At 37.4% G+C, this 20,999-nt stretch carries 17 protein-coding genes and 4 tRNA genes; 3 read left to right on the forward strand and 18 right to left on the reverse strand.

Annotation, left to right across the window (positions count from 1 at the left end; all coding sequences use genetic code 11):
* Positions 1–69: 69 nt before the first annotated feature.
* From PSF09_RS01180 to PSF09_RS01260, 17 genes are all read right to left on the reverse strand, one after another.
* Positions 70–384, reverse strand: a complete 315-nt coding sequence (locus PSF09_RS01180) for a DUF1090 family protein (RefSeq protein WP_272665142.1) — start codon at positions 382–384, stop codon at positions 70–72.
* A 349-nt stretch (positions 385–733) separates the two neighbouring features.
* Positions 734–1,297: a hypothetical protein gene (locus tag PSF09_RS01185; RefSeq protein WP_272665143.1), complete on the reverse strand. Its 564-nt coding sequence runs from the start codon at positions 1,295–1,297 to the stop codon at positions 734–736.
* 121 nt (positions 1,298–1,418) lie between these two features.
* On the reverse strand, positions 1,419–1,571 hold the full coding sequence (locus tag PSF09_RS01190; RefSeq protein ID WP_210839618.1) for an MbeCy: 153 nt from the start codon (positions 1,569–1,571) through the stop codon (positions 1,419–1,421).
* Between the two features lie 272 nt (positions 1,572–1,843).
* A tRNA-Leu gene (locus tag PSF09_RS01195) sits at positions 1,844–1,930 on the reverse strand.
* Positions 1,931–2,057: 127 nt separating this feature from the next.
* Positions 2,058–2,144 (reverse strand) — tRNA-Leu (locus tag PSF09_RS01200).
* A gap of 7 nt (positions 2,145–2,151) precedes the next feature.
* A tRNA-Cys gene (locus PSF09_RS01205) sits at positions 2,152–2,225 on the reverse strand.
* A gap of 23 nt (positions 2,226–2,248) precedes the next feature.
* A tRNA-Gly gene (locus PSF09_RS01210) sits at positions 2,249–2,324 on the reverse strand.
* 166 nt (positions 2,325–2,490) lie between these two features.
* The gene (gene pgsA, locus PSF09_RS01215) at positions 2,491–3,039 is read right to left on the reverse strand and encodes a CDP-diacylglycerol--glycerol-3-phosphate 3-phosphatidyltransferase (protein ID WP_004263394.1); all 549 of its coding nucleotides are present in this window, start codon (positions 3,037–3,039) and stop codon (positions 2,491–2,493) included.
* A gap of 57 nt (positions 3,040–3,096) precedes the next feature.
* The gene (uvrC, locus tag PSF09_RS01220; protein ID WP_272683350.1) at positions 3,097–4,929 is read right to left on the reverse strand and encodes an excinuclease ABC subunit UvrC; all 1,833 of its coding nucleotides are present in this window, start codon (positions 4,927–4,929) and stop codon (positions 3,097–3,099) included.
* Positions 4,896–5,582 (reverse strand): LuxR C-terminal-related transcriptional regulator, encoded by a 687-nt coding sequence (locus tag PSF09_RS01225; protein ID WP_272665145.1) that lies wholly within the window; start codon positions 5,580–5,582, stop codon positions 4,896–4,898. The genes uvrC and PSF09_RS01225 overlap by 34 nt, the downstream gene beginning before the upstream one ends.
* Positions 5,583–5,778: 196 nt before the next feature.
* Positions 5,779–7,011 (reverse strand): peptidase T, encoded by a 1,233-nt coding sequence (pepT, locus tag PSF09_RS01230; RefSeq protein ID WP_272665146.1) that lies wholly within the window; start codon positions 7,009–7,011, stop codon positions 5,779–5,781.
* A 67-nt stretch (positions 7,012–7,078) separates the two neighbouring features.
* Positions 7,079–8,632 (reverse strand): AbgT family transporter, encoded by a 1,554-nt coding sequence (locus tag PSF09_RS01235; RefSeq protein WP_210840125.1) that lies wholly within the window; start codon positions 8,630–8,632, stop codon positions 7,079–7,081.
* A 294-nt stretch (positions 8,633–8,926) separates the two neighbouring features.
* A complete protein-coding gene (gene psiE, locus PSF09_RS01240; RefSeq protein WP_371021253.1) occupies positions 8,927–9,334 on the reverse strand; it encodes a phosphate-starvation-inducible protein PsiE in 408 nt (135 codons plus the stop codon).
* Between the two features lie 183 nt (positions 9,335–9,517).
* A complete protein-coding gene (locus PSF09_RS01245; protein ID WP_272683351.1) occupies positions 9,518–9,931 on the reverse strand; it encodes a GFA family protein in 414 nt (137 codons plus the stop codon).
* A gap of 74 nt (positions 9,932–10,005) precedes the next feature.
* Entirely contained in the window at positions 10,006–10,275 is a 270-nt protein-coding gene (locus tag PSF09_RS01250) for a hypothetical protein (RefSeq protein WP_210840122.1), read from the reverse strand.
* A 165-nt stretch (positions 10,276–10,440) separates the two neighbouring features.
* Positions 10,441–11,928 carry a DUF3999 family protein gene (locus PSF09_RS01255; RefSeq protein WP_272665148.1) on the reverse strand — a complete coding sequence of 496 codons (1,488 nt, stop codon included), beginning with the start codon at positions 11,926–11,928 and terminating at the stop codon, positions 10,441–10,443.
* Positions 11,925–14,789 carry a DUF2339 domain-containing protein gene (locus tag PSF09_RS01260; RefSeq protein ID WP_272683352.1) on the reverse strand — a complete coding sequence of 955 codons (2,865 nt, stop codon included), beginning with the start codon at positions 14,787–14,789 and terminating at the stop codon, positions 11,925–11,927. The genes PSF09_RS01255 and PSF09_RS01260 overlap by 4 nt, the downstream gene beginning before the upstream one ends.
* 588 nt (positions 14,790–15,377) lie before the next feature.
* On the opposite strand from PSF09_RS01260, the gene PSF09_RS01265 reads away from it, so the two are divergent.
* Together PSF09_RS01265 and glpX are read left to right on the forward strand one after the other, a co-directional pair.
* Positions 15,378–16,301, forward strand: a complete 924-nt coding sequence (locus tag PSF09_RS01265) for an AEC family transporter (protein ID WP_272665150.1) — start codon at positions 15,378–15,380, stop codon at positions 16,299–16,301.
* A 161-nt stretch (positions 16,302–16,462) separates the two neighbouring features.
* Positions 16,463–17,440, forward strand: a complete 978-nt coding sequence (gene glpX / locus PSF09_RS01270) for a class II fructose-bisphosphatase (protein ID WP_272683415.1) — start codon at positions 16,463–16,465, stop codon at positions 17,438–17,440.
* A gap of 74 nt (positions 17,441–17,514) precedes the next feature.
* On the opposite strand, the gene dtpA is transcribed toward glpX, so the two are convergent.
* The gene (dtpA, locus tag PSF09_RS01275) at positions 17,515–18,981 is read right to left on the reverse strand and encodes a dipeptide/tripeptide permease DtpA (RefSeq protein ID WP_109911202.1); all 1,467 of its coding nucleotides are present in this window, start codon (positions 18,979–18,981) and stop codon (positions 17,515–17,517) included.
* Between the two features lie 947 nt (positions 18,982–19,928).
* On the opposite strand from dtpA, the gene PSF09_RS01280 reads away from it, so the two are divergent.
* The gene (locus PSF09_RS01280) at positions 19,929–20,957 is read left to right on the forward strand and encodes an SEL1-like repeat protein (RefSeq protein ID WP_272665151.1); all 1,029 of its coding nucleotides are present in this window, start codon (positions 19,929–19,931) and stop codon (positions 20,955–20,957) included.
* Positions 20,958–20,999 lie beyond the last annotated feature (42 nt).

Here is a 20,999-nt window from a genome sequence, read left to right on the forward strand (position 1 = left end):
TTACTTAAGACAGAGTGAAAATAAATAGGGAGAACAGACCAGTTTATGGCTTATTTTCTCATTAATTATCTATTTTAAATCGTTAAGCGCTTCAATAACACGACGTAATGAATCTAATTCCCGCTCAAGGCTAGTTTCTTTTCCTCTAGAATAATGGTCATATACTCTAGTCGCGCCAGAGTGGCTGTCATAACACTTATTACTAATTTTATGGATTTTCTTCCTGATTTTGGACACTTTGTTTTTATTACCATGGTATGAAGCGTGACGCAGTTGCTGCTCTAAACTCATGAGCGTTTTTCCGCAATCATAGTATTTTGAGCCTGCTTGCGAAGAAAATGGGATAAATAGCGCCAAGAGAGCGACTAATAACGTTTTTCTCATGATAATTTCCTGATATCACTCATAAAATAATTTCTACTAGTCCAACATTTATGAGTATTTTCATCTACGAGATTTATCTTAGTTAAATAATCATCGCACTTATGCATAAAATCTTGAAATGAACTTTATGAGCTAACCGATATTTTGCCACTATTAAAAATCATTGCTGACGGTAACCATTATTGAGGCGTAAAACAGGATGGGACTTTTGTTGAAGTTTTCGATGGTGAAGCCACAACTCTAGAATGCGACTTTATCGACACTTATGCGGCAGAAAGATATGTGCAAACTCATCGCTAAACGAAATAAAAACACAGCATTAGCGTGTATCAAATAACTTGATAGCTGCCTATTGCGGCTTAGTTGGTATTAAATTATGGATAACCATAACTGAGTAAACAATGTCTTTTTTATCGTGAATTTTGCGAAAATGGGCATTACTAACAATACCAACCATAATCTGCATGCCATTTTTTTCATAAACCCGCTTAAATGGCGTTGTTTCGTCATCAGATATTTTATCTAAGAAATAAATATCCCGTTTATAACGCTCGATTGTTTGCTTTGGCAAACCATATACTTCAAACATTTTCTGATTAATCGCATCGTACTCGGCCAAAATGCCTGATTGGTCGCGGCTATCTTTTCCTTGGGAAGAAACTAACATTAATGTATTTTTTTCCCGAGAAAACATCAATAAAAACAGCTTATTTGCTATTTGAGGAGAATTTTTTGATGAACATAACGCACCTCCCTCTTCAAATTCAGTGCATTGTAATCCTTTTAAATGCAATTTTTTTATATCAACGGGGGTTTGCCCCCATTTGAACCCATAGGGGGCATCCAATTTTTTCGTTGTACAACCAGAAGCAAATACCAGTATTAACGTTAACAAAATCCCTTTAATCATCACGTCTCAAATTCCAATTAAGTCATCTAATTTGATACTATCAAAAACGAATAATTAATCAAAAATTAACTTTTCTATCATCACATTAAATGACTCGATTGATTTCTGCATCGTTAAGGCCGCCTTATTCTTCTTTGCTCTCCTGTTGTTTAGCCTCTGCCATAGCAATTTCTTTCAACCAATCTGCCAACAAAGGCTTTGTTTTTACTGTATCTAGTAGTGCTCGTTCGTGTTTCGTTAATCGTACGACGACAACTTCAGTTTTCATGTTAGACATAGCTCGATCCTCTTCAAGAATCAAAATAGTGACACAAAACATCAACAGAACGGTCTGACTTACGGTTTTTTACACGAATTACGCGTTGATTGACACAATAAAGCAACTTTTGCGCTCTTATAAAAGTAATGCATTGAATATAAATAAGAAATATCACTAATAAACCGATATTAGTTGAGTAGATACAACGAATTTAAAGAAGATTAGATACAAAAAAACCACCTATTGGTGGTTAATTGTTAACTTCAAATCATGACTGATTGAAATTGAGATGGTGCCCAGGGCGGGACTTGAACCCGCACAGCCTAAAGGCCGAGGGATTTTAAATCCCTTGTGTCTACCGATTTCACCACCTGGGCCAAATTGTATTTCTCACAAACTTGGATAAATCATTAATTTATCCCGACTAACCATATATTCAATAACGATGCATAGTGGTTAGCTAACTTAAAATAAAACACTTAATGGTGTTTAATTATTTTAAGATGGTGCCCAGGGCGGGACTTGAACCCGCACAGCCTAAAGGCCGAGGGATTTTAAATCCCTTGTGTCTACCGATTTCACCACCTGGGCTAAATTTTGGAGGCGCGTCCCGGAGTCGAACCGAGCTACACGGATTTGCAATCCGGTGCATAACCGCTTTGCTAACGCGCCTTATCCGAATTTCTTTCGAAATTTGGAGCGGGAAACGAGACTCGAACTCGCGACCCCGACCTTGGCAAGGTCGTGCTCTACCAACTGAGCTATTCCCGCGTAAAGCTTCACTTTTCAGCTTATGCTTTTCAAACTGGCTGATTTACTTATTTATTTTCGTAAACCATGTTGCCGTTCGATGCGTTGCATTCTACTGATTTCACCTATCGAGTCAATACAATTATTGAAATAATTGGATCGTTCGCTGTTTTTTCAATCATTTCGATCACGCTTCGCTCAAATCGCCCCATGCAGCCTTTAAATATTGGAACATTGACCAAAACGTTAAGATAGCCGCCACATACATAAGTGCAATTGAAAGGTTTTCAATTAATGGCGTTGGACGCCACAATAAACCGACTAATGACATCATCTGAGCTGTTGTTTTAAATTTCCCAATCCAAGAAACAGCCACACTACTACGTTTACCTATCTCTGCCATCCATTCACGTAAAGATGAAATAATGATTTCACGTGCAATCATAGTTGCCGCCGGCAAAGTCACATACCAAACATCATAACTTTCTGTGACTAACACTAACGCCGTTGCAACCATGACTTTATCAGCAACCGGATCTAAAAAAGCACCAAATTTTGTGGTTTGCTTCCACAACCTTGCTAAAAAACCATCAAACCAATCAGTTACCGCTGCGATAACAAAAATAAGCGCACATGCAAACGGCCCCCAAGTAACAGGGAGATAAAAGGCTAATACAAAAAACGGTATTAGGATGACGCGAAATAATGTCAACCACGTTGGTATGTTTAATTTCATCACGCTCACTAACTTTTTGACCAAGTTGGATATTATGAATATGTTGCCCTAAGACACTCACTGTTTCAATGCATTATAAATCTTTTCTGCAAGGGCGTATGAGATCGAGGGCACTTTTGCGATTTCTTCTATGCTTGCATTACGTAAAGGCTGTAACCCACCCATATATTTTAGCAGCATCTGCCGACGTTTTGGCCCAACCCCTTCAATAGATTCTAATGCGCTGGTACTTTTGACCTTTGCTCGTCGTTGTCGATGCCCTGTAATCGCATGATTATGCGACTCATCTCGGATATGCTGGATCACATGCAACGCCGGAGAATCTGGTGGTAATGAAAAACCTTCACCTTCAGGTTTTAAAAATAACGTTTCAAGCCCCGCTTTACGGTCGCTTCCCTTAGCCACACCAATTAGCAATGGGTGCTTTTTATCCCAATCGACCTCAAGTGAATTAAATACATCCCTTGCCTGCCCTAGTTGGCCTTTACCGCCATCAATAAAGATGATGTCAGGTACTTTGCTTTCATCAATATGTTTACCATAACGACGTGTTAAAACTTGATGCATCGCCGCATAATCATCTCCTGGAGTGATCCCTGTAATATTATAGCGCCGATACTCTGATTTAACTGGCCCTGATTTATCAAATACAACACAAGAAGCGACAGTTTGCTCCCCCATCGTATGTGAAATATCAAAGCACTCCATGCGGTTAATATTTTCTAAATTAACGACTTTTGCTAGTGCTACCATACGTTGTTGCACAGTCGAGTGTTGCGCTAATTTTGTAGAAAGCGCAATTGATGCATTTGTTCTCGCTAATTTTAAGTAACGAGCCCTCACACCACGCGGCTGGCTTTGAATATTAATTTTACGACCGGCTATCTCAGAAAGAGACTCCGCTAATAATTCTTTTTCTGTTAATGCAAAATCTAATAATATTTCACCCGGTAGCGTTCTATTTTCGCTGCCTTGTAAATAAAACTGACCTAAGAAGGTTTGAACCACTTCCTCAAGCTGAGTATCTGCGGGAATTTTAGGAAAATAGCTACGGCTTCCAAGGACTTTCCCTTGACGAATAAAAAGTACATGCACGCAAGCAAGGCCAGACTCAAAAAAAACACCAATAACGTCTAGGTCATCACTGTCCCCAGATACATACTGCTCTTCCGTAACAGCCCTTACCGCTTGAATTTGATCTCTAAAACGTGCGGCATCTTCAAAGCGTAGTTCTAAACTTGCCTTTTCCATTCGCTCAACGAGACCCGCCAAAACTTGTTTATCTTTTCCGGTTAAAAATAAACGAACATATTCTACTTGTTGATTATAGTCTTCATCGGAAACTAAGCCTTTAACACAAGGACCTAAGCAACGGCCAATTTGATATTGCAGACAAGGCCTTGAGCGATTTCGATACATGCTATCTTCACATTGACGTATCGGAAACAACTTCTGCATTAACGCCAATGTTTCTCTCACCGCATAAGAACTTGGGAAAGGGCCAAAGTACTCACCTTTCGCATGTTTCGCCCCTCGATGCATCGAAATTCGAGGGTGTGTTTCACTGCTCAAAAATAGATAAGGATAAGATTTATCATCACGCAACAATACGTTATAACGTGGTTGATACAACTTAATATAGTTGTGTTCAAGTAATAGTGCTTCTGTTTCGGTATGAGTCACCGTCACATCAATAGAGGCGATTTGCTTAACCAACTGCTCTGTTTTACGGCTACCCACATTTTCACGAAAGTAACTGGATAAGCGTTTTTTAAGATCCTTTGCTTTCCCTACATATATGACCGTTTCCCCAGCGTCATACATACGGTACACACCAGGTTGATTAGTGACTGTTTTTAAGAAAGCTTTCGGCTCGAACTGTTCTGACACTCGGATAAACCCTGTTTTGCTGTAATTAAACCATAACTGATGGCTATATGAGTTAATTCTACATCACTACAGATATTAAGTTTACTAAACATTCGATATCGATAGGTATTTACTGTTTTAGGGCTCAAGGAAAGCGACTCTGCCACCCGTTTAATCGGCATTCCCTGAGTAATCATTAACATGATTTCCAACTCACGTCCTGATAATAAATCATATATATCTTGTTGATTGCTATAAATTAACCGCTGGAGAGCAAGGTCTTGCGCAATATCCGGAGAGATAATTCGCCGTTTAACACTCACAATCTGGATAGCTTCAATGAGGTCTTCTTCTGTCACATTGATACTTAATAAACCAAAAATACCGATATCTAGCGCCTTTAAAAAAAATGACGGATTATTTCTGACATTGTAAATAATGATCCCAACGTCCGGCTGAGTTCGGCGCAGTGTCTGAATTGTTTTTAGTGAATCATAACGGAAGCGATCACTACTGATTAAAATCATATTTGCTTTTTGGCATCTATTCCATGTAATCGCATGTTCCACAGTTGGAAAAGAAGCAACAACCTTATAGCGTATATGACGTGAAAAAACCGCCTCAAAACCACGAATTGCAATATTATTATCGTCAATTATTATAATATTAATCAATTAATTCCCCTGTTGGATTTTAAAATTAATTGTAAAAATAATAAATGAATAAATAAAAAAGTCACATACACTTTTTTATTTATCTTTGTTTTATTAAAAATAATATTAAATTATAATTTAGGTGAATAACTCATGTGGATTAATAATTAAAGACCACCTTATCGAGTGGTCTTAATATTAAGAATTAACTGAAGTATTATTTTTTTCCAACTAAACGACAAATAGTTTCTGATACTAAGTAGCTTTTCTCAAAAGAGCTGATTGGTAGAAACTCAAAGCATGAATGGAAATTAAGTGCCCCAGTAAAATAATTTGGAGTTAAGACACCTCTAGCTGATAAAGCAGAACCATCCGTACCACCACGCATCGGGATCACTTTAGGTTCAACCTCTTGAATTTTCAATGCATCGAAAATTAAATCAATTGCGGTACGATCATCACCTAACGAGTCACTAATATTACTATACACATCTACAATATTGCATTCAATTTTTGCTCGTGGATGACGCGCTTTTATTAACTCAACCGCTTGTTCTATAAAATGTTTTCGAGCTGCGAAACTATGGCGGTCAAAATCACGGATCGCCATTTTAATTTTAGCATTATCAGGGTTTGCGATTAAATCTGTGACATAAAAATAGCCTTCGCGATGCTCTGTGTGCTCAGGGGTATCAAAACGGTCAAAACAGCCAATAAAATCATGCGCAACCCGAATAGGATTCAATAATACATTCTTAGCTGACATGGGATGTGCAGTAATACCTTTAATTGAAACTTCGATAGAAGCTGCATTAAACGTTTCATACACAACCTCACCAAGTGCACAGCAGTCAATAGTATAAGCAAAGTCAACATTAAAGCGGGTTAAATCCATAATTTTAGAACCGCGTAGACCAATTTCTTCATCAGGTACAAACGCAACGTAGATATCCCCACAATCGAAATCGGCATATTGCAGCTTATGCATTAATTCCATAACAACCGTTACAGCGGCTTTATTATCAGCGCCCAGTACACTGGTTCCATCGCTAAAAATAATATCTTCACCCATATAAGGCGCGGCTTCAGGGTGCTCGGCAGTCTTAAACCAAATGTTTTCTTTTTCATTTAAACATAAATCCTGCCCTTCGTACCTCAAAGTTTGAGGCTTAATGATGGGAGATAACCCAACATCGACAGTATCTAAATGAGTCACAAAACCTATTTTTGGTGCTGAAGGCTTATTTCCTGGGCGCATTGCATATAAGATGGCATGGTCATCAATATAAATATCTTTCAGACCATAGCTTTCAAGTTCTTGCGCTAATAATTTTGCCAGCTCACGTTGCCCTTCTGTGCTTGGAACAACTGTGCTTGCTGCGTCACTTTGGCTTTCAATAGCGAGATAGCGGTAAAAACGCTGCTCTAATTGTTTACCTAATTCGTTCATTTCATATTCCTTGCATTGACTATATTTACCCTATCTATTTACTTAATAGATAGGGTATTGGCCCTACTTACTGTGCAGGATGCCATGTGTAACCGCTGTCGAAACCAATTGGGATATCAAAAGCCCAGAACAAATATAATGTTGAAGTCAAAATAATTAATAACCCAACAGTAAATGGGATCATCATTGAGCACAATGTTCCTATTCCTGCATTTTTATAGTATTTTTGACAATACATCAGGATTAACGGATAAAACGGAAACATCGGTGTGCTCACGTTCATTGCTGAGTCACTAACACGAAATGCAGCTTGTGTTAACTCAGGTGAAATTCCCACTGCCATTAGCATCGGTACCAATACTGGCGCCATAATTGCCCATTTTGATGTTGCTGAAGTAATCATGATATTTAAAATAGCGGTTAATAGAATGACGCCAAAGACAGTCATTCCAGATGGCATATCAAGTGTACGTAATAACTCAGCTCCTGAAAGTGCTAATAATGTGCCTAAATTAGAATGTTGAAATGAATATAAAAATTGGGCTGCAAAAAAAGCAAAAACAATAAATGGGATAAGTGACTTAGTAATATTTTCCATTGCCTTAACAACATCTTTTGTTGACGTAAAAGATTTCGTCATATAACCATAAACAATGCCTGGCAAAGCAAAGAAAATAAACAGTAAAGGCACAACGATTTGCATAATAGGTGCTTTTGGGCTAGTTAAGCTGCCATCAGGCCCACGTAATGGGGAGTTCTCTGGCCATAACAATGCAAATAATCCGATACCTAAAGCAATTAGCACTAAACCTGAAATACGAAAAGCACGATTCTCAACATTCGTAATTTTACCTAAATCTTTTTCAGAATCAGTATCCACTTCGTTTGTACTGATCGGACAATTTTTATTTAACCATGGTTCAACAATCTTTTCAGTGATAAACCAGCACGTGAAAATAACCCCAAATGTACCACCCAAACTAAAGAAATAGTTACATAAAACATTTACGCTATAACCTGGTGCTAGCATTTGCGCAGCATCTTGTGTAAAGCTCTGCATTATTGGGTCAATAATTGACGGTGTATAGCTTGCAGTAAATCCACCCGCTAAACCTGCAAATGCTGCAGCAATCCCAGCTAATGGATGACGGCCACTCGCATAAAACATCATTGCTGCAACTGGCATTAAAATAACATAGGCAGAGTCTGAAGCAATATGAGAAACGATCCCGACAAACACCACAGTAGGCGTTAACATTCGAGGTGAAATAAACGACAACATTTTTTTCAATGCAGTATTAATAAAACCGCTGCTTTCAGCGATACCAATACCTAACGTTGCCACTATCGTTATACCGAGAGGAGGAAAATTAATGAAATTTTTAACTGCCGCAGTAATAAATAATATTATTTCCTCATACTGGAACATATTAACTATAGCGATTTTTTCTTTTGAAAGAGGATGGTAATAACTAAAATCTACGAAAGAAAGCAGATAAGATAAAAACCAACATATAATCAGGGCATAAACAAACAGCATAGTCACATCAGGCATAACATTACCAATGCGCTCAACACGGTTTAAGAACCCTTTTTTCTTGGGAAGTGTTTTAGTTGTCATATTTACAAGCTACTTATGTTATTAGAATAGAAACTTTATAACAGTAAATAACCTATATATAAAAGTAAAATACTTTTGTGATTAGTTCTAACAGGATAAACCAGTTGCAAATTAAAACATTAGAATTATTTATATTAATTTTATATTTCAAATATACTATATCTTAAATTTTATTAACTTATAGATTTAGATGTAGAATATATTACTTAAGTGTTTGGCTTCGTGGTTACGCATACAAAAAAAGGAATAATAATTACACTTTTTTTGTATGCACGTAAATTACACTAATGTATGTTATTCACGCTTTAATTTTTCAGTATTTGCAATATAAAGTGCTACAACAAGTACCAAAATCGCCCCTGCATGTAACAGCGTTGTCATTGGGTCACTATGGTCAACAATAATTAAGCGAATAATTGCCGTAATACCTATATAGATAAAATACCTTAGTGGGAAGTGATAGCCCGACATAAAATACTTTATTATCAAAGCAATAAATTCAAAATACAAAAAATAAATGACAATACCTTCTAGTAACTCATAGGCCGTTGCTCCTTTTGAGCTACCAAACATTAATGACGCCATTGTCACTGTTTCTTTAGCTAAGAAGAATACAAGTACAGCAGCGAGTGCTATCAAGCCTATATTTAATATCCATTGCAGTACCCACGCGATATTACTCGCATGACGCATTCCTTTCATACCGTTCATTTGTTATCCCTCAGAACAACTTCTAAGTCTAGTTATTGCCTTAATTGTAAAACAAATTTAAGTCGTTCGCATGACAAATAAGAACTTAATTTAACCAATAAAATCAAAAAATACAGTCTGAATAGCTACTACCGAATTGCCTATTTCTTGCTATTAATACTATAACTAGAAACTTTAGTCAGATGATGGGTACATCATTTCCATAATATCTTTCTCTGTCAACATAGGTGTCCTTTCTACAAAGTTATAATACTTAGGCTTGCTATCGATGTAAATTTGCATACTCATTTGCGCATCTTGGCTCTCTTTAAATAAAGCTGCTGATGCATAATATGTTGAAGGCGAAAGTAAATGATAAAAAAGGTGTGAACCACAATTTTTACAAAATGCACGTTCTCCCCATTGAGATGACGCGAAAATTGTCACAGCTTCTTGCCCCTCAATGATTAAATCGTTACCACAATCAACACTAAAACCTGGACCACCATTCCACTTTTGGCACATTCCGCAATGGCATACACTGACATGACTAATATCTTTTGGCGTTGTGATTTTTACAGAACCGCACAAACATTGGCCTTGATGCATAGAATCCCCTTTATTTAGATCGTAGATTTGTAATCTTAATATGAGCGTGTCCGCAGTAAAATTTAAGTGATGATTTACCTTTCATCTATTCTAAATTGTCGCCCACTAAAACGTTTATCGTTAACAATACTGCGCAGTTGTGAACTATCAAGTTCTTTCGTTTCCCGTTCAAACTCAATATCTGCGTCATTTCCGTCTGTATTTTGTAGCACATATTCATACGTCACTTTGTTATGTACAGCAATCTCTGTTAATACCGTATTACTCGTAGCTTGGGCAGCTATTGAAAAACCAGTCAAAATAACAACCATAATAAATATACGAGCCAGTAATATTTTTTTCATCATTATCTCCTATTCCACTAGAACTGTTTTAGCGCAAATCTCTGTCAGAAAAAACAGGCTACAAGTAAGAGTTATCATGATTAAGTAAAGAGATGTCAAAACCGTCAACGACGTAAATTAAGACCAAATAGGGTGCGATCCCCTATTTGGTTAATAAAAATCTAGTTATAGCTCTTCATTGTTCGTTTTATCTGAAGAATTAACTTCTCTTAATAAATACCAGCAAAAATACCCTAATACTAATATTCCAATAAATAATAATACCCATAAGGTAATTATCAGCCAGCTAAAATTATCATCAACTTCTTCTGTTGCAGTTAACCTATCTACACCCCCCAATTCAATGACTGTATTATCAAGAAAGAGCTGAGGGTAATTCATCATTAGTTCATCAATGCTATCTGGTTTCCCTATCAGCTGGCTTGTGGTCAATTTATCGAAGCTTGCTTGTTTATTTCCCCAAACAAGCAAATACGGAGCGGGACCTTGTAAATTAAAAATAAGGTTATAAGCATCTCGTTTCCCCGTTAGCCTTGGTGGTTGGTCCTCCCAACTGCCTTTGAGTGCAGAAATTCTTACTTTACCTACCATTTCGCCATAAAGTGTAGTGCTCGGATTACTAACTAATTCACCCTCTATTATTTGATTATATGCAACAATATTAGTGAGTAATTTCCAACTTTCACCTCTATCAGATGAATACTCAATTTTTAGTGGGATCACGCGATTTGATTGCTGCAATTGTATTTGTAACTCACTTAATGGCTGAGCTCTTGGCAATTGATATATAACATGGTCTTTTGAAACTCCATCATTGGTCATTTCAAAATGGAATAATTCCTGACGATAAGTTGAATTAAGTATACTAGAAGTAGCATTTACTTTTAATAAGTCAGGGATAACAATATCAGGGCCACTTACAATCACAGCCATAAGATAAGGTGCATTCAATGCCTCTGAATTACCATTTAATAATTCAATATTATTACTTGCAATAGTTTCAGAATTTAACTTCAAATTCATAATTGGCTGGTTTGTTGCGATATTTAGCCAGTTTTCTTTGTCATCACTGGAAAAAACAAATACCTTTGCCTGCCATTCATTCTCACTTTTGGCCCAGTCTAATGTCAGGTTTTTAATTGGCGTATCTTTAGTTTGACTTTGATTTCTCGTTAATAAATAAGCCTGATAAGCAACATTGTCTTTTACCTGCATACTAGGCAACTCAATTCTATTTACCTTGCCTGGAATAGATTCAACTAATAGATGTTGCCTTTCTCTACGCACATCATCATGAGAATTAACACTATCAACCTGCGTCACTAAACGTTGTGGCGTAAAAATCACTTTCTCATTAGAAATGGACTTTTCCGTATCAGAAAATAAGACTGAAGGAATTTCATTACCCGTACCGTTAAAGACGCGAACATCTTGCAAGGTCTTGGGATACGCTGAATTAATGTATGCATTTACAGGGAGCTCTAACCAATAAAAAGGGGTCGATGTATCGAGTACATTTATTTCTGAGCCTTGATAAAAACTATAAGGTGTAGCCTCTTCTACTGTCTGAGCATTTAAGTAACTTGAAAACAATAATGACAAAGAGAAGACTGCAAAAAACCTTCCTAGCCCGGTATTTTTTATTAAACTCATGATTGTATCTCCTGTTCGACTTTCCCTTTTGTTTCTTTTGGTGGTAATGGTGAAAAATACCCAACAATTAAAATTAATAATGCAACGCCAATAAAGGAAATTGCGCGAGAAATACCACCCTGTCCATAAATATCAATTAAGAATAACTTGGCAATAACACAAGCAAAAATACCGGCTCCCATAAACCACCAAATACGATTTTTCTTAATAGCGGCAATAGTGATACAGGCTAGTGCAGCCAATGCCCAACTGATAGAAAGCACAGTTTGCACTAAGCGTGAATCATAAAGAGTATCATAGTTCCAATTTAGCTCAGCGAAATCTGCTATTGCACGAATTAAAATACCGTTAAACCAATAAGCAGAAAGTGCAATTATAGCCACTAATAAACTACGTAGAACCCAAAAATTAGCCGCTGTCACGTTACGTATTTTTTGAGTGAAGCCTTTACGTATTAAAATTAGAGTCGCAATACTAAATAACCCAGCTTCATCTAATGGGTTGATTAACGGCACATAACTCCAAAAGGTCAATTTGCCATCTTCTAAATTCGCATAGCAAGATAATACAATTAACCCCACTGTCACAGGGAGCATTGCATACCAATAAATTAACCCATTACGTTTCATTGGTGGCGTTCTATTTTGTTGCAGCCAATAAAGAACAATCACGGTTAGTGTTATCGCCATGACATAAATAAAATACCCCACTTCATGCATTCCCCACGGTAAAATGGAGACGAACCAATTCACTTGAGTAGCAATAAATGCAAGAATTAGCCATAAATTAGCGCTATGAAGTACTCTTTGCATCCAGCGATCACGAAGTTTATACGCATGAATAACAAATAAAACAGAGCTACCCAGTACAACTGGCCATATAAGAGAACCCTCGCCACGCCCCATCGGGTTTTGGTCATTTAAGAAATCTAAACCAAGATAATAATAACCCGCAATCCATAGGATGGATTGGCAAAGTAGTAATGGCACCCAATTTATATGGATAGCATATAAACGCCAAAACCAAACAGAAATAACGACCAATACTAAAATAATAAAGCCTTCAGATTCACGGCTCCATGATAAGATATCGGTAAATAAGGGGAGCCAGCAAAACCAAGTCACCAAGCCAATAATTAAGAAACCGTAGCTAAATAAAGTAAAGTTGCTGTCTTCATGACGACGAGTATGGAAAAGCCCACCAGCCATAAAACATGCGATTAATAGCACTGGCACCATATAAGTACTACTGCGACTCCAATATAAATAAGGATAATCACTTAATAAGGTTATTGCGCTAATAACAATCAATAAAGAACCAATAGCCGCCATTTTTTTCTGGTTTTGCTGTAAGCCAAACCAAAGAATTAGCAACCCTTCTAATGACCAAATAATGGAGGTCCACTCAAATGTTAACGCTAGTGGAATAGCTAAAGTAATAAAACCAGCGCCAATAATAATATTCGCTAATGCCATATTTTTGCCAGCAGATTTATAGCGCTTATGTACTTGTAATCCAGTTATCAGATATAACAAACCTACCACCAGTGAAATAAAGGCTGGCAGTAAACCTTCCCCTTGTGAAATAAAGAATTGAAGGGCAATACTAATAAAAGGTGGAACAAACAGCAGTGTATTATCAACAATCAGTTGCTTGCTATGTTCAAAACGCAGTGAAAACAGTTGAGTTAAGGCATTAAATACAACTAAATTAGCGATGATAAAGAGTTGGCAGGATAAATAATAGCCTGGCTGGTAATTTTCTAATCCCCATAAAATGGCAACACCATAAGTCATCACCATACCAACTAAATTTAAAGGACGCCAAGCTTGCCACACACTAATAACCAAAATACCAATAGACAGCATCAGATAATAAGAAAACAAGACAACATGGCTTCCACCGCCAGTAGAAAGCAATACAGGTGCTAAATACCCACCTATTGATGCTAAAACGGCTAAACTAATAGTTCGCTGCAATAATGCCAAAGCAATACTTGCGGCACAAATAAGTAACATAAACGCAAATGCCATTCCATATGGCACCATCGTATATAATTTAAAGGCAGCAAAAATAGTGATATACAAGCAGCCTATCGCCCCTCCTTGTAAAATCAACCCAAATAATGCCTTTTTGTTTCGTAACCACCAACCAACCCCTAGTAAGGCTAAGCACCCTACCGCACTGAAAATTAACCGCATTTGTGGTGAAATAATTTCATTTTGCACGCTGTAATTCAGTAAATATGCCACCCCTAGGAATAACAGCAGGATACCTATTTTCGCAACTGGGTTTCCTTTAAATAACCAACTAAAGAAATGGCTGAATATTGATTTATCATGACTGGTCGTATGCTGATTATTTTGATTTGTATTAGGTTTACTATGATTAAATCGATTTGGGTCTACTTGCTGTGCTACCGTGTTATCAAGCCTATTTAGGTTGATATTTTCATGAGTTGGTTGTTCCCTCATAGGAACCGAATTCAAATTATCAGATAAACCATGCTCTTTTTCAGCTTGCTGGTAAGCAACATGGCTGATTGAGGCAAGCTCTTGAGGTGCTCCCAGTTCGTTGTCTAATTTAACGTCCGCACTAGAGGAAAATTCATTTTCCCCTTGCTCTACATAAGCTTCCTGTATTTCATCTAAGACTGGTTGAGGAGATGTCACACCATCAATGGATACACTTTGCGTGTATTTTGCTTTTGAAAGTAAAGTTTCTAACGAGGAAACCTTCTGATTTAACAGCGAAATTTGGTACTGCAACCGACCTGTTCGATTGATGGCAATGATAGCAAGAATCGGAGCTAGCACTAGCAGAAAAACTAATACGAGTCCTACTAGTATCCAAGTATCCACAAATAGGTTTCCTCATAATAAAATTCACAATTTAGAATCTGGAAAATAATGACCACGATTACTGCTAGTGTAGATAGCATTGATCCCCTTGCCAACCAAATGTAATAAACTGTTACAAAATAATTCGTTACATTCTGCTTTTAGGTATACCTTAAACAAAAAAGAAGCGATATGGCGCTCTTCTTTTATGACTTATTCATACTCTCATTAGTTATTTTAGTAACTAAGAAAACCCTTAATCATCATTTAATGATAATTTTATTCATAATGAATAGGCAATTTATTAAGCATCTATTTTTAGTATTCCTTTTTAGATATTCAAAAAAATAGCAATGCAAATTTTATTAGTACAATTATTTTTATTATGATATCTATATAATATCTTTATCTTCAACGTATTACTCTAATATTTACTATCTTTAAATGACTAAAGTCATTTAAAACTATATTAATTATTTTTTTATAACACATTGATAAAAGCATAAATGTTTTAATTTAAATAAAGTTAATACAAAGAAAAATGTTAGCTGTCATTTCACAGACTTTTTATACAACAAGGCCTATCGCATAATATCGGGAGAATTTTTAATGCTAACTCACATTATACTTGCTGCTTTAGGACCCATTGTTCTTGGATTAGCCGTCGGTTGGCTATCGGGTAAATATGGGTTTATCAAAAGAGAGTATTCCCAAGCCTTTGCTGACTTTGTAGTTAAAATAGCATTACCATTTGCATTATTTCTAGCTGCTGCACAGGCTCCCCCCTCGGTATTGCTCAATATTGACTACTTATTAGCATTAGCCGTAGGACTAATTGCAACATACGTGATTGGTTTTATTTTTGGTAAGTTTATTTTTCTCCACAACAAAAAAGATGCTGCAATGCAAGCATTGTCGGTGTCTTTTCCTGATATGGCCTACTGTGGGCCACCTGTATTGCTCGCAACTGTCGGGTCATCAGGCTTAATCGCTATGGTATTAGGCAACCTTATTTATACGGTCATTATTATCCCATTTACTCTCTTAATGATCAGTGGCTCGCAACAAGGACATAGCGTTTTTAAGTCTATTGGGAAAGCCATTGCCCAACCCTTAGTTTTTCTTCCTATTCTAGGGGCATTATTGGCTATTTTTGGTGTTAAATTACCTGAAATATTACAAAACTCAGTTAATGAATTAGGTAAAACAGCCGGCGGAGTCGCTTTATTCTTCCTTGGATTACTTCTTTCAGGGATCAAACTGACAATAAGTAAGGAAATTATATTTAATGTCTTTATAAAAAACTTTGTTCAAGCTGCTCTTATTTTAGGGACTGGGCTCGCTTTAGGATTACAAGATGATTTACTTAAAGCCGCGTTTATCATTGGTGTATTACCCACTGCGACCGCCGTTCCTGCATTAGCAATTAGCAATCAGGCCTATACGGAAACCTCTGCTGGAACCGTGTTATTAAGTACACTTGCTGCCTTAATTTCAATTATTGGCGGTATCACTATCGTCGAAATGCTTTAGCTTTCAAATTAATGGTAGCCTAAACATAGGCTCCATTTCATTGCGACACTAAATTCTCTGTTGCTTTTATCAGCTATAATTTGCCAGACAGATCACAAAAAACGTATCATAGAGATAAGTACTTTTCTTTTATACACCTGGGATACGAACAAAAAATGAAAATTAGTGATGAGTTAGCTTCAGCTATCGCTTCCGTTACCGAAGTCGCAGCTGTAGCAGCCTTTGATTGGGTAGGTAAACAAGATAAAAATGCCGCAGATAAAGCCGCTGTTGAAGCAATGAGAAATCGCCTAAATGAAATTGATTTTCATGGCAAAATTGTTATTGGTGAAGGTGAAATCGACGATGCTCCGATGCTATATATTGGCGAACAAGTTGGCAAACAATCAAGTTCTGTAGGGTTAGATATTGCAGTAGATCCTATCGATGGAACTCGTATGGTAGCTTGCAATGAAAAAAATGCCATTGCCGTACTTGCTGCTGCACCGACGGGAACACTGCTTCAAGCACCTGATATGTACATGGAAAAACTTGTTGTTGGTGCCGCAGCGAAAGGTGCTGTTCACCTGGCAAATCCCCTAGAAAAAAATTTAGAATTTCTCTCCTCCGCACTGAATAAACCGATTTCAAACCTTTCAATCGCAGTGCTTGATAAACCTCGCCATCAACACATTATTAACACTATCCGTAATTTTGGTGCGAATGTGATTACCATCCCTGATGGCGATGTGCTCGCCTCATTACTTACCATCCTTCCGGAGCAACCCATTGATATGATGTATGGGACTGGTGGTGCTCCTGAAGGCATTATCAGTGCAGCCATCGCTCGCGCTTTAGGCGGTGATATGCAAGCAAGGCTAATTTCTCGAGATAAAGCCAAAGGGGATAGCGAAGAAAACAAACAGCTCGCGGCACAAGAAATTTTGCGCTGTCAGCAAATGGGGTTAGAAATTGGTGAAGTGTTATCTCTAGACCAGATGGTGAGTACTTCTGATGTCATATTTGCCGCCACAGCTATCACACCAACAATCTTGATGGATGGTGTATCAATAGATGCTTACAGCCGTATTTCAAATACCATTTTGGTTAATGGCCGTGACCGTTCGCTAAAACTGATTAATAATCGCTATTTTAATTAATGCAACAATACAGTATGTCATATATAACAAAAGGGCTTTTCAGCCCTTTTGATTACAACTAGTTAAGATGAAAATTAACGCTCAAGAGTCATACGATTTAACATCGGAGCAGTTAAAACCATCAAAATTGCCATCACACCCGTCACTAAACCAATCTTCAGGAATACGTCGCTATACACGGCTAAAGATTCAACTTTACTAGTAAGTTCACCTTCTGGTGCCGCTGCCATTGAGGCAACATACCCTGCGATAAATGCAGCTGCTGAGTTAGTCAGGAACCACGCGCCCATAATAAAGCCCATTAAACGCTGTGGAACTAACTGAGCTACCATCGCAAGGCCAAGACCTGAGATCATCAGCTCACCAATACTTTGAAAGCCATAGCAGATAACTAGCCATTGAACAGAAACAATCCCTGCTTCATTTGCAAATTTCGCACCTAATGGCAAAACTAAGAATGCCGCGGAACATAGCAACATACCAATGGCAAATTTATGTGGCATCGGTAAGTTGTCGCCCATTTTATTATAAATTGCAGCTAAAATTGGGCTTCCAATCATGATCCATAATGGGTTCAGAGCTTGGTATTGTGCAGGTTCAATAGAAAAACCAAAAACTTCATGCTCTACGTTATGTAATGCAAAGAAGTTTAGCGATGTAGGCATTTGGCTATAAAGAACAAAGAATACGATCGCTTCAAGCATTAGAATCAATGCAACAATCATGCGGCGACGCGCCGTACCTTTCAGTGCTAATGTTTCTTTGATAAAGATAACTAAAATACCCAAAGAAATAATCGCTAGTGCTGTACGAGCAATACCGAGGTTATGCAATAACCATGTTGAAATCGCAATGAGTGCCACAACACCAGCGACAGTTGCGACCAATCTAGAGATAACGACAGGAGCGAAGTCAGGCTTTGAGCCATGTTGAGAAACCCATTTTTTACACATATAGAAGTTAATCAATGTGATAATCAGGCCTACAACACTAAGAGAGAACGCAACATCCCAGCCATAATGTTTTGCTAACCATGGTGTTGCAATCATTGAGAAGAATGAACCGATATTCACGGACATATAGTACATGGTGAATGCACCGTCCAAACGAGGATCGTCTTTTTCATAGCAGGTTGATAAGAGTGATGATGGGTTTGCTTTAAACAAACCATTACCAACTGCAATAGTTGCTAAGCCAACATACACCATCGACACATCATGCCCTGAGAAAGCAACAAATGCGTACCCCGCAATCAGTGTTATCGTTCCAAGAACAATAACACGTTTTGTTCCGAGAACTTTATCCCCTAACCAACCACCTACCGCAACAAAACCATAAACTAATGCTGCAAACGCCGAGAAAAGTGTAATTGATTCTGTTTCTGACATACCCAGCACTTGACTTAGGTATATTGGAAGGATCCCTTGAAGACCGTAGTAACCAAAACGTTCCCAGAGTTCGATAGAAAAAATAAGATAGAATGAGCGAGGTTGCTTAAACGCGTTAAGACTTACTTCCTCTTTGTTATTTGTTGTGGACACAAGTTACCTCTAGTACAACCTGTACATATGCAAAAAAACCACGGAACGCTCTATGCGCTCTCGCATTGTTATGATCTCAAGAATTCAAAGTTGAAAAGATTCACTTTTGGTAGGAGGAGTATCATTCCCTGACCTCAAAACAAACAAAACTGTGTGTAGACTTGTTTATGGATCTCAAACATAAATTCAATGAGTTAAAGCACATTTGATTATTTATTCAACATTAATTGGCAGATAACCCGCCCAGAACCCAATAACCAATTAAGCCATATACGTTATTTATGCACCAAAATTAAAGAATTAGCTAGTATTAATTACTACATGAATTGAATTTAATCGTGATTTACTTCAATTTTTTACAAAATTGCCAAATTATTATCGATTACTAATTAGTCACTTGTTTATTAAATGTTAAGAATATTATTCTATAGTTAAACTATAACACCCTATTTATAACCCTATGATTTATTGCTGTAAACGTTATGGGGAAACTAAAAATATCCATAACAAATGAACACTTTTTTCTTTTATGATAAGAAAGGATTTAGGGAATTGCAGCTGAAGAGACATTCAAACTGGAATTTTGGATAAAAAAAAGCCCAGTTATAAACTGGGCATAATGCATTCTACTCAAGGATCTTTTTGCTAAATTCAAACTATCACTACGTAGGTGCATTATTACATTACTTCGTGTAAAGAAATGAATGATGAGGGTAAATATATGAATGTTTACGCAAGCAAACAGTATATAGATACTACTAAGACTGGTTAAAGAGGAAAAAAGTTCATCTTTTTTTAAATTATTTATGTATTTTTTACTCAATGCGCTAATAGCAACAATTAACCATTTGATTTAGTAGTATTAATATACAATACCTGTCAGTCATTGCAGGAACCTACCTAACAAGATAACTTAGTCATTGAGCGCTTAGTACAAAGGATGTCATGTGAAAAAAATATTTTTACTGTTTTTTATCTTTATTAACGTATTTTTCTCTCCTGCTTTTGCAGAAGAAACGACACCACTCATTAATGAAAAAACGCTAATTGCACTTGCGGAACAGGGTCAAGCCGAAGCTCAGTTTAACTTAGGTATGTTTTATCAGTCCCATCATCAATTTGACCAAGCCTTACATTGGTATCTTCTCTCAGCTAATCAGGGTTTTACAAAAGCACAAATTAACCTTGGTTTAATGTACCAACAAGGCACTGGGGTTAAATTAGATGAGAAACAAATGTTGCACTGGATGAACATAGCAGCCGAAAATGGTGATCCTATTGGCCAAATGAATATGGCCGAATATACCTTATACGGCCTTGATAATTTATTAGAGAAAAACCCAGAAAAAGCAGAGCAGTGGCTAAAAAAAGCGGCTGAACAACATTTCCAACCTGCTATGCTCACCCTCGCCTATTGGTATGAAGAGGGAAAAGCCGTTACAAAAGACCCACAAAAGGCCCAAAAAATATATCTTGCCCTTGCTGAAAAAAACCATCCTCAAGCACTCTATTTATTGGGTTATCAGGCTGCTGTAGGCATGTATGATAAGGTGAACTACCCTCTCGCCTTTCAGTATTTTACCCGTGCCGCAGAGCTGGGCTTTTCCCCCGCCCAAAATAGCTTAGGTATGCTGTACTTAACAGGGCAAGGTACCAAAAAAGATATCCAATCCGCCATAAAGTGGCTAACCCAAGCCGCTGAGCAAGGTGAAGTTTCGGCTCAATTTAACGTCGCACTTATCTATGCGCGCGGTGATGGTATCAAGGCTGACCAAGCAAAGGCGTGTCACTGGTTTATAAAAGCCGCTCAGCAAAATAGTGTCGATGCGCAATATGCAGCAGGTGCTTGCTACCAATATGGTATGGGTGTTGAAGCCGATGACAAAAAAGCTCTACGCTGGTATCAACTCGCAGCCGCTAAAGGCCATGAGCGGGCTGAAAAGAAAGTGTTAATTTTAGAAAACCAGCAACAATAAACTCTATTTTTCCAACTTACTGTTGCACTACTAATATAAGTA

The sequence above is a fragment of the Providencia sp. PROV141 genome (assembly GCF_028481645.1).
GTDB classification, from domain to species: domain Bacteria; phylum Pseudomonadota; class Gammaproteobacteria; order Enterobacterales; family Enterobacteriaceae; genus Providencia; species Providencia rettgeri.

Excerpts from the sequence above, each read along its gene's own strand:
- PSF09_RS01180 (WP_272665142.1), bottom strand. The coding sequence starts at position 384 with ATGAGAAAAACGTTATTAGTCGCTCTCTTGGCGCTATTTATCCCATTT.
- PSF09_RS01255 (WP_272665148.1), bottom strand. The coding sequence starts at position 11,928 with ATGAGTTTAATAAAAAATACCGGGCTAGGAAGGTTTTTTGCAGTCTTC.
- PSF09_RS01265 (WP_272665150.1), top strand. The coding sequence starts at position 15,378 with ATGCTAACTCACATTATACTTGCTGCTTTAGGACCCATTGTTCTTGGA.
- PSF09_RS01250 (WP_210840122.1), bottom strand. The coding sequence starts at position 10,275 with ATGAAAAAAATATTACTGGCTCGTATATTTATTATGGTTGTTATTTTG.
- PSF09_RS01235 (WP_210840125.1), bottom strand. The coding sequence starts at position 8,632 with ATGACAACTAAAACACTTCCCAAGAAAAAAGGGTTCTTAAACCGTGTT.
- psiE (WP_371021253.1), bottom strand. The coding sequence starts at position 9,334 with ATGAAAGGAATGCGTCATGCGAGTAATATCGCGTGGGTACTGCAATGG.
- PSF09_RS01190 (WP_210839618.1), bottom strand. The coding sequence starts at position 1,571 with ATGTCTAACATGAAAACTGAAGTTGTCGTCGTACGATTAACGAAACAC.
- pepT (WP_272665146.1), bottom strand. The coding sequence starts at position 7,011 with ATGAACGAATTAGGTAAACAATTAGAGCAGCGTTTTTACCGCTATCTC.
- PSF09_RS01245 (WP_272683351.1), bottom strand. The coding sequence starts at position 9,931 with ATGCATCAAGGCCAATGTTTGTGCGGTTCTGTAAAAATCACAACGCCA.
- pgsA (WP_004263394.1), bottom strand. The coding sequence starts at position 3,039 with ATGAAATTAAACATACCAACGTGGTTGACATTATTTCGCGTCATCCTA.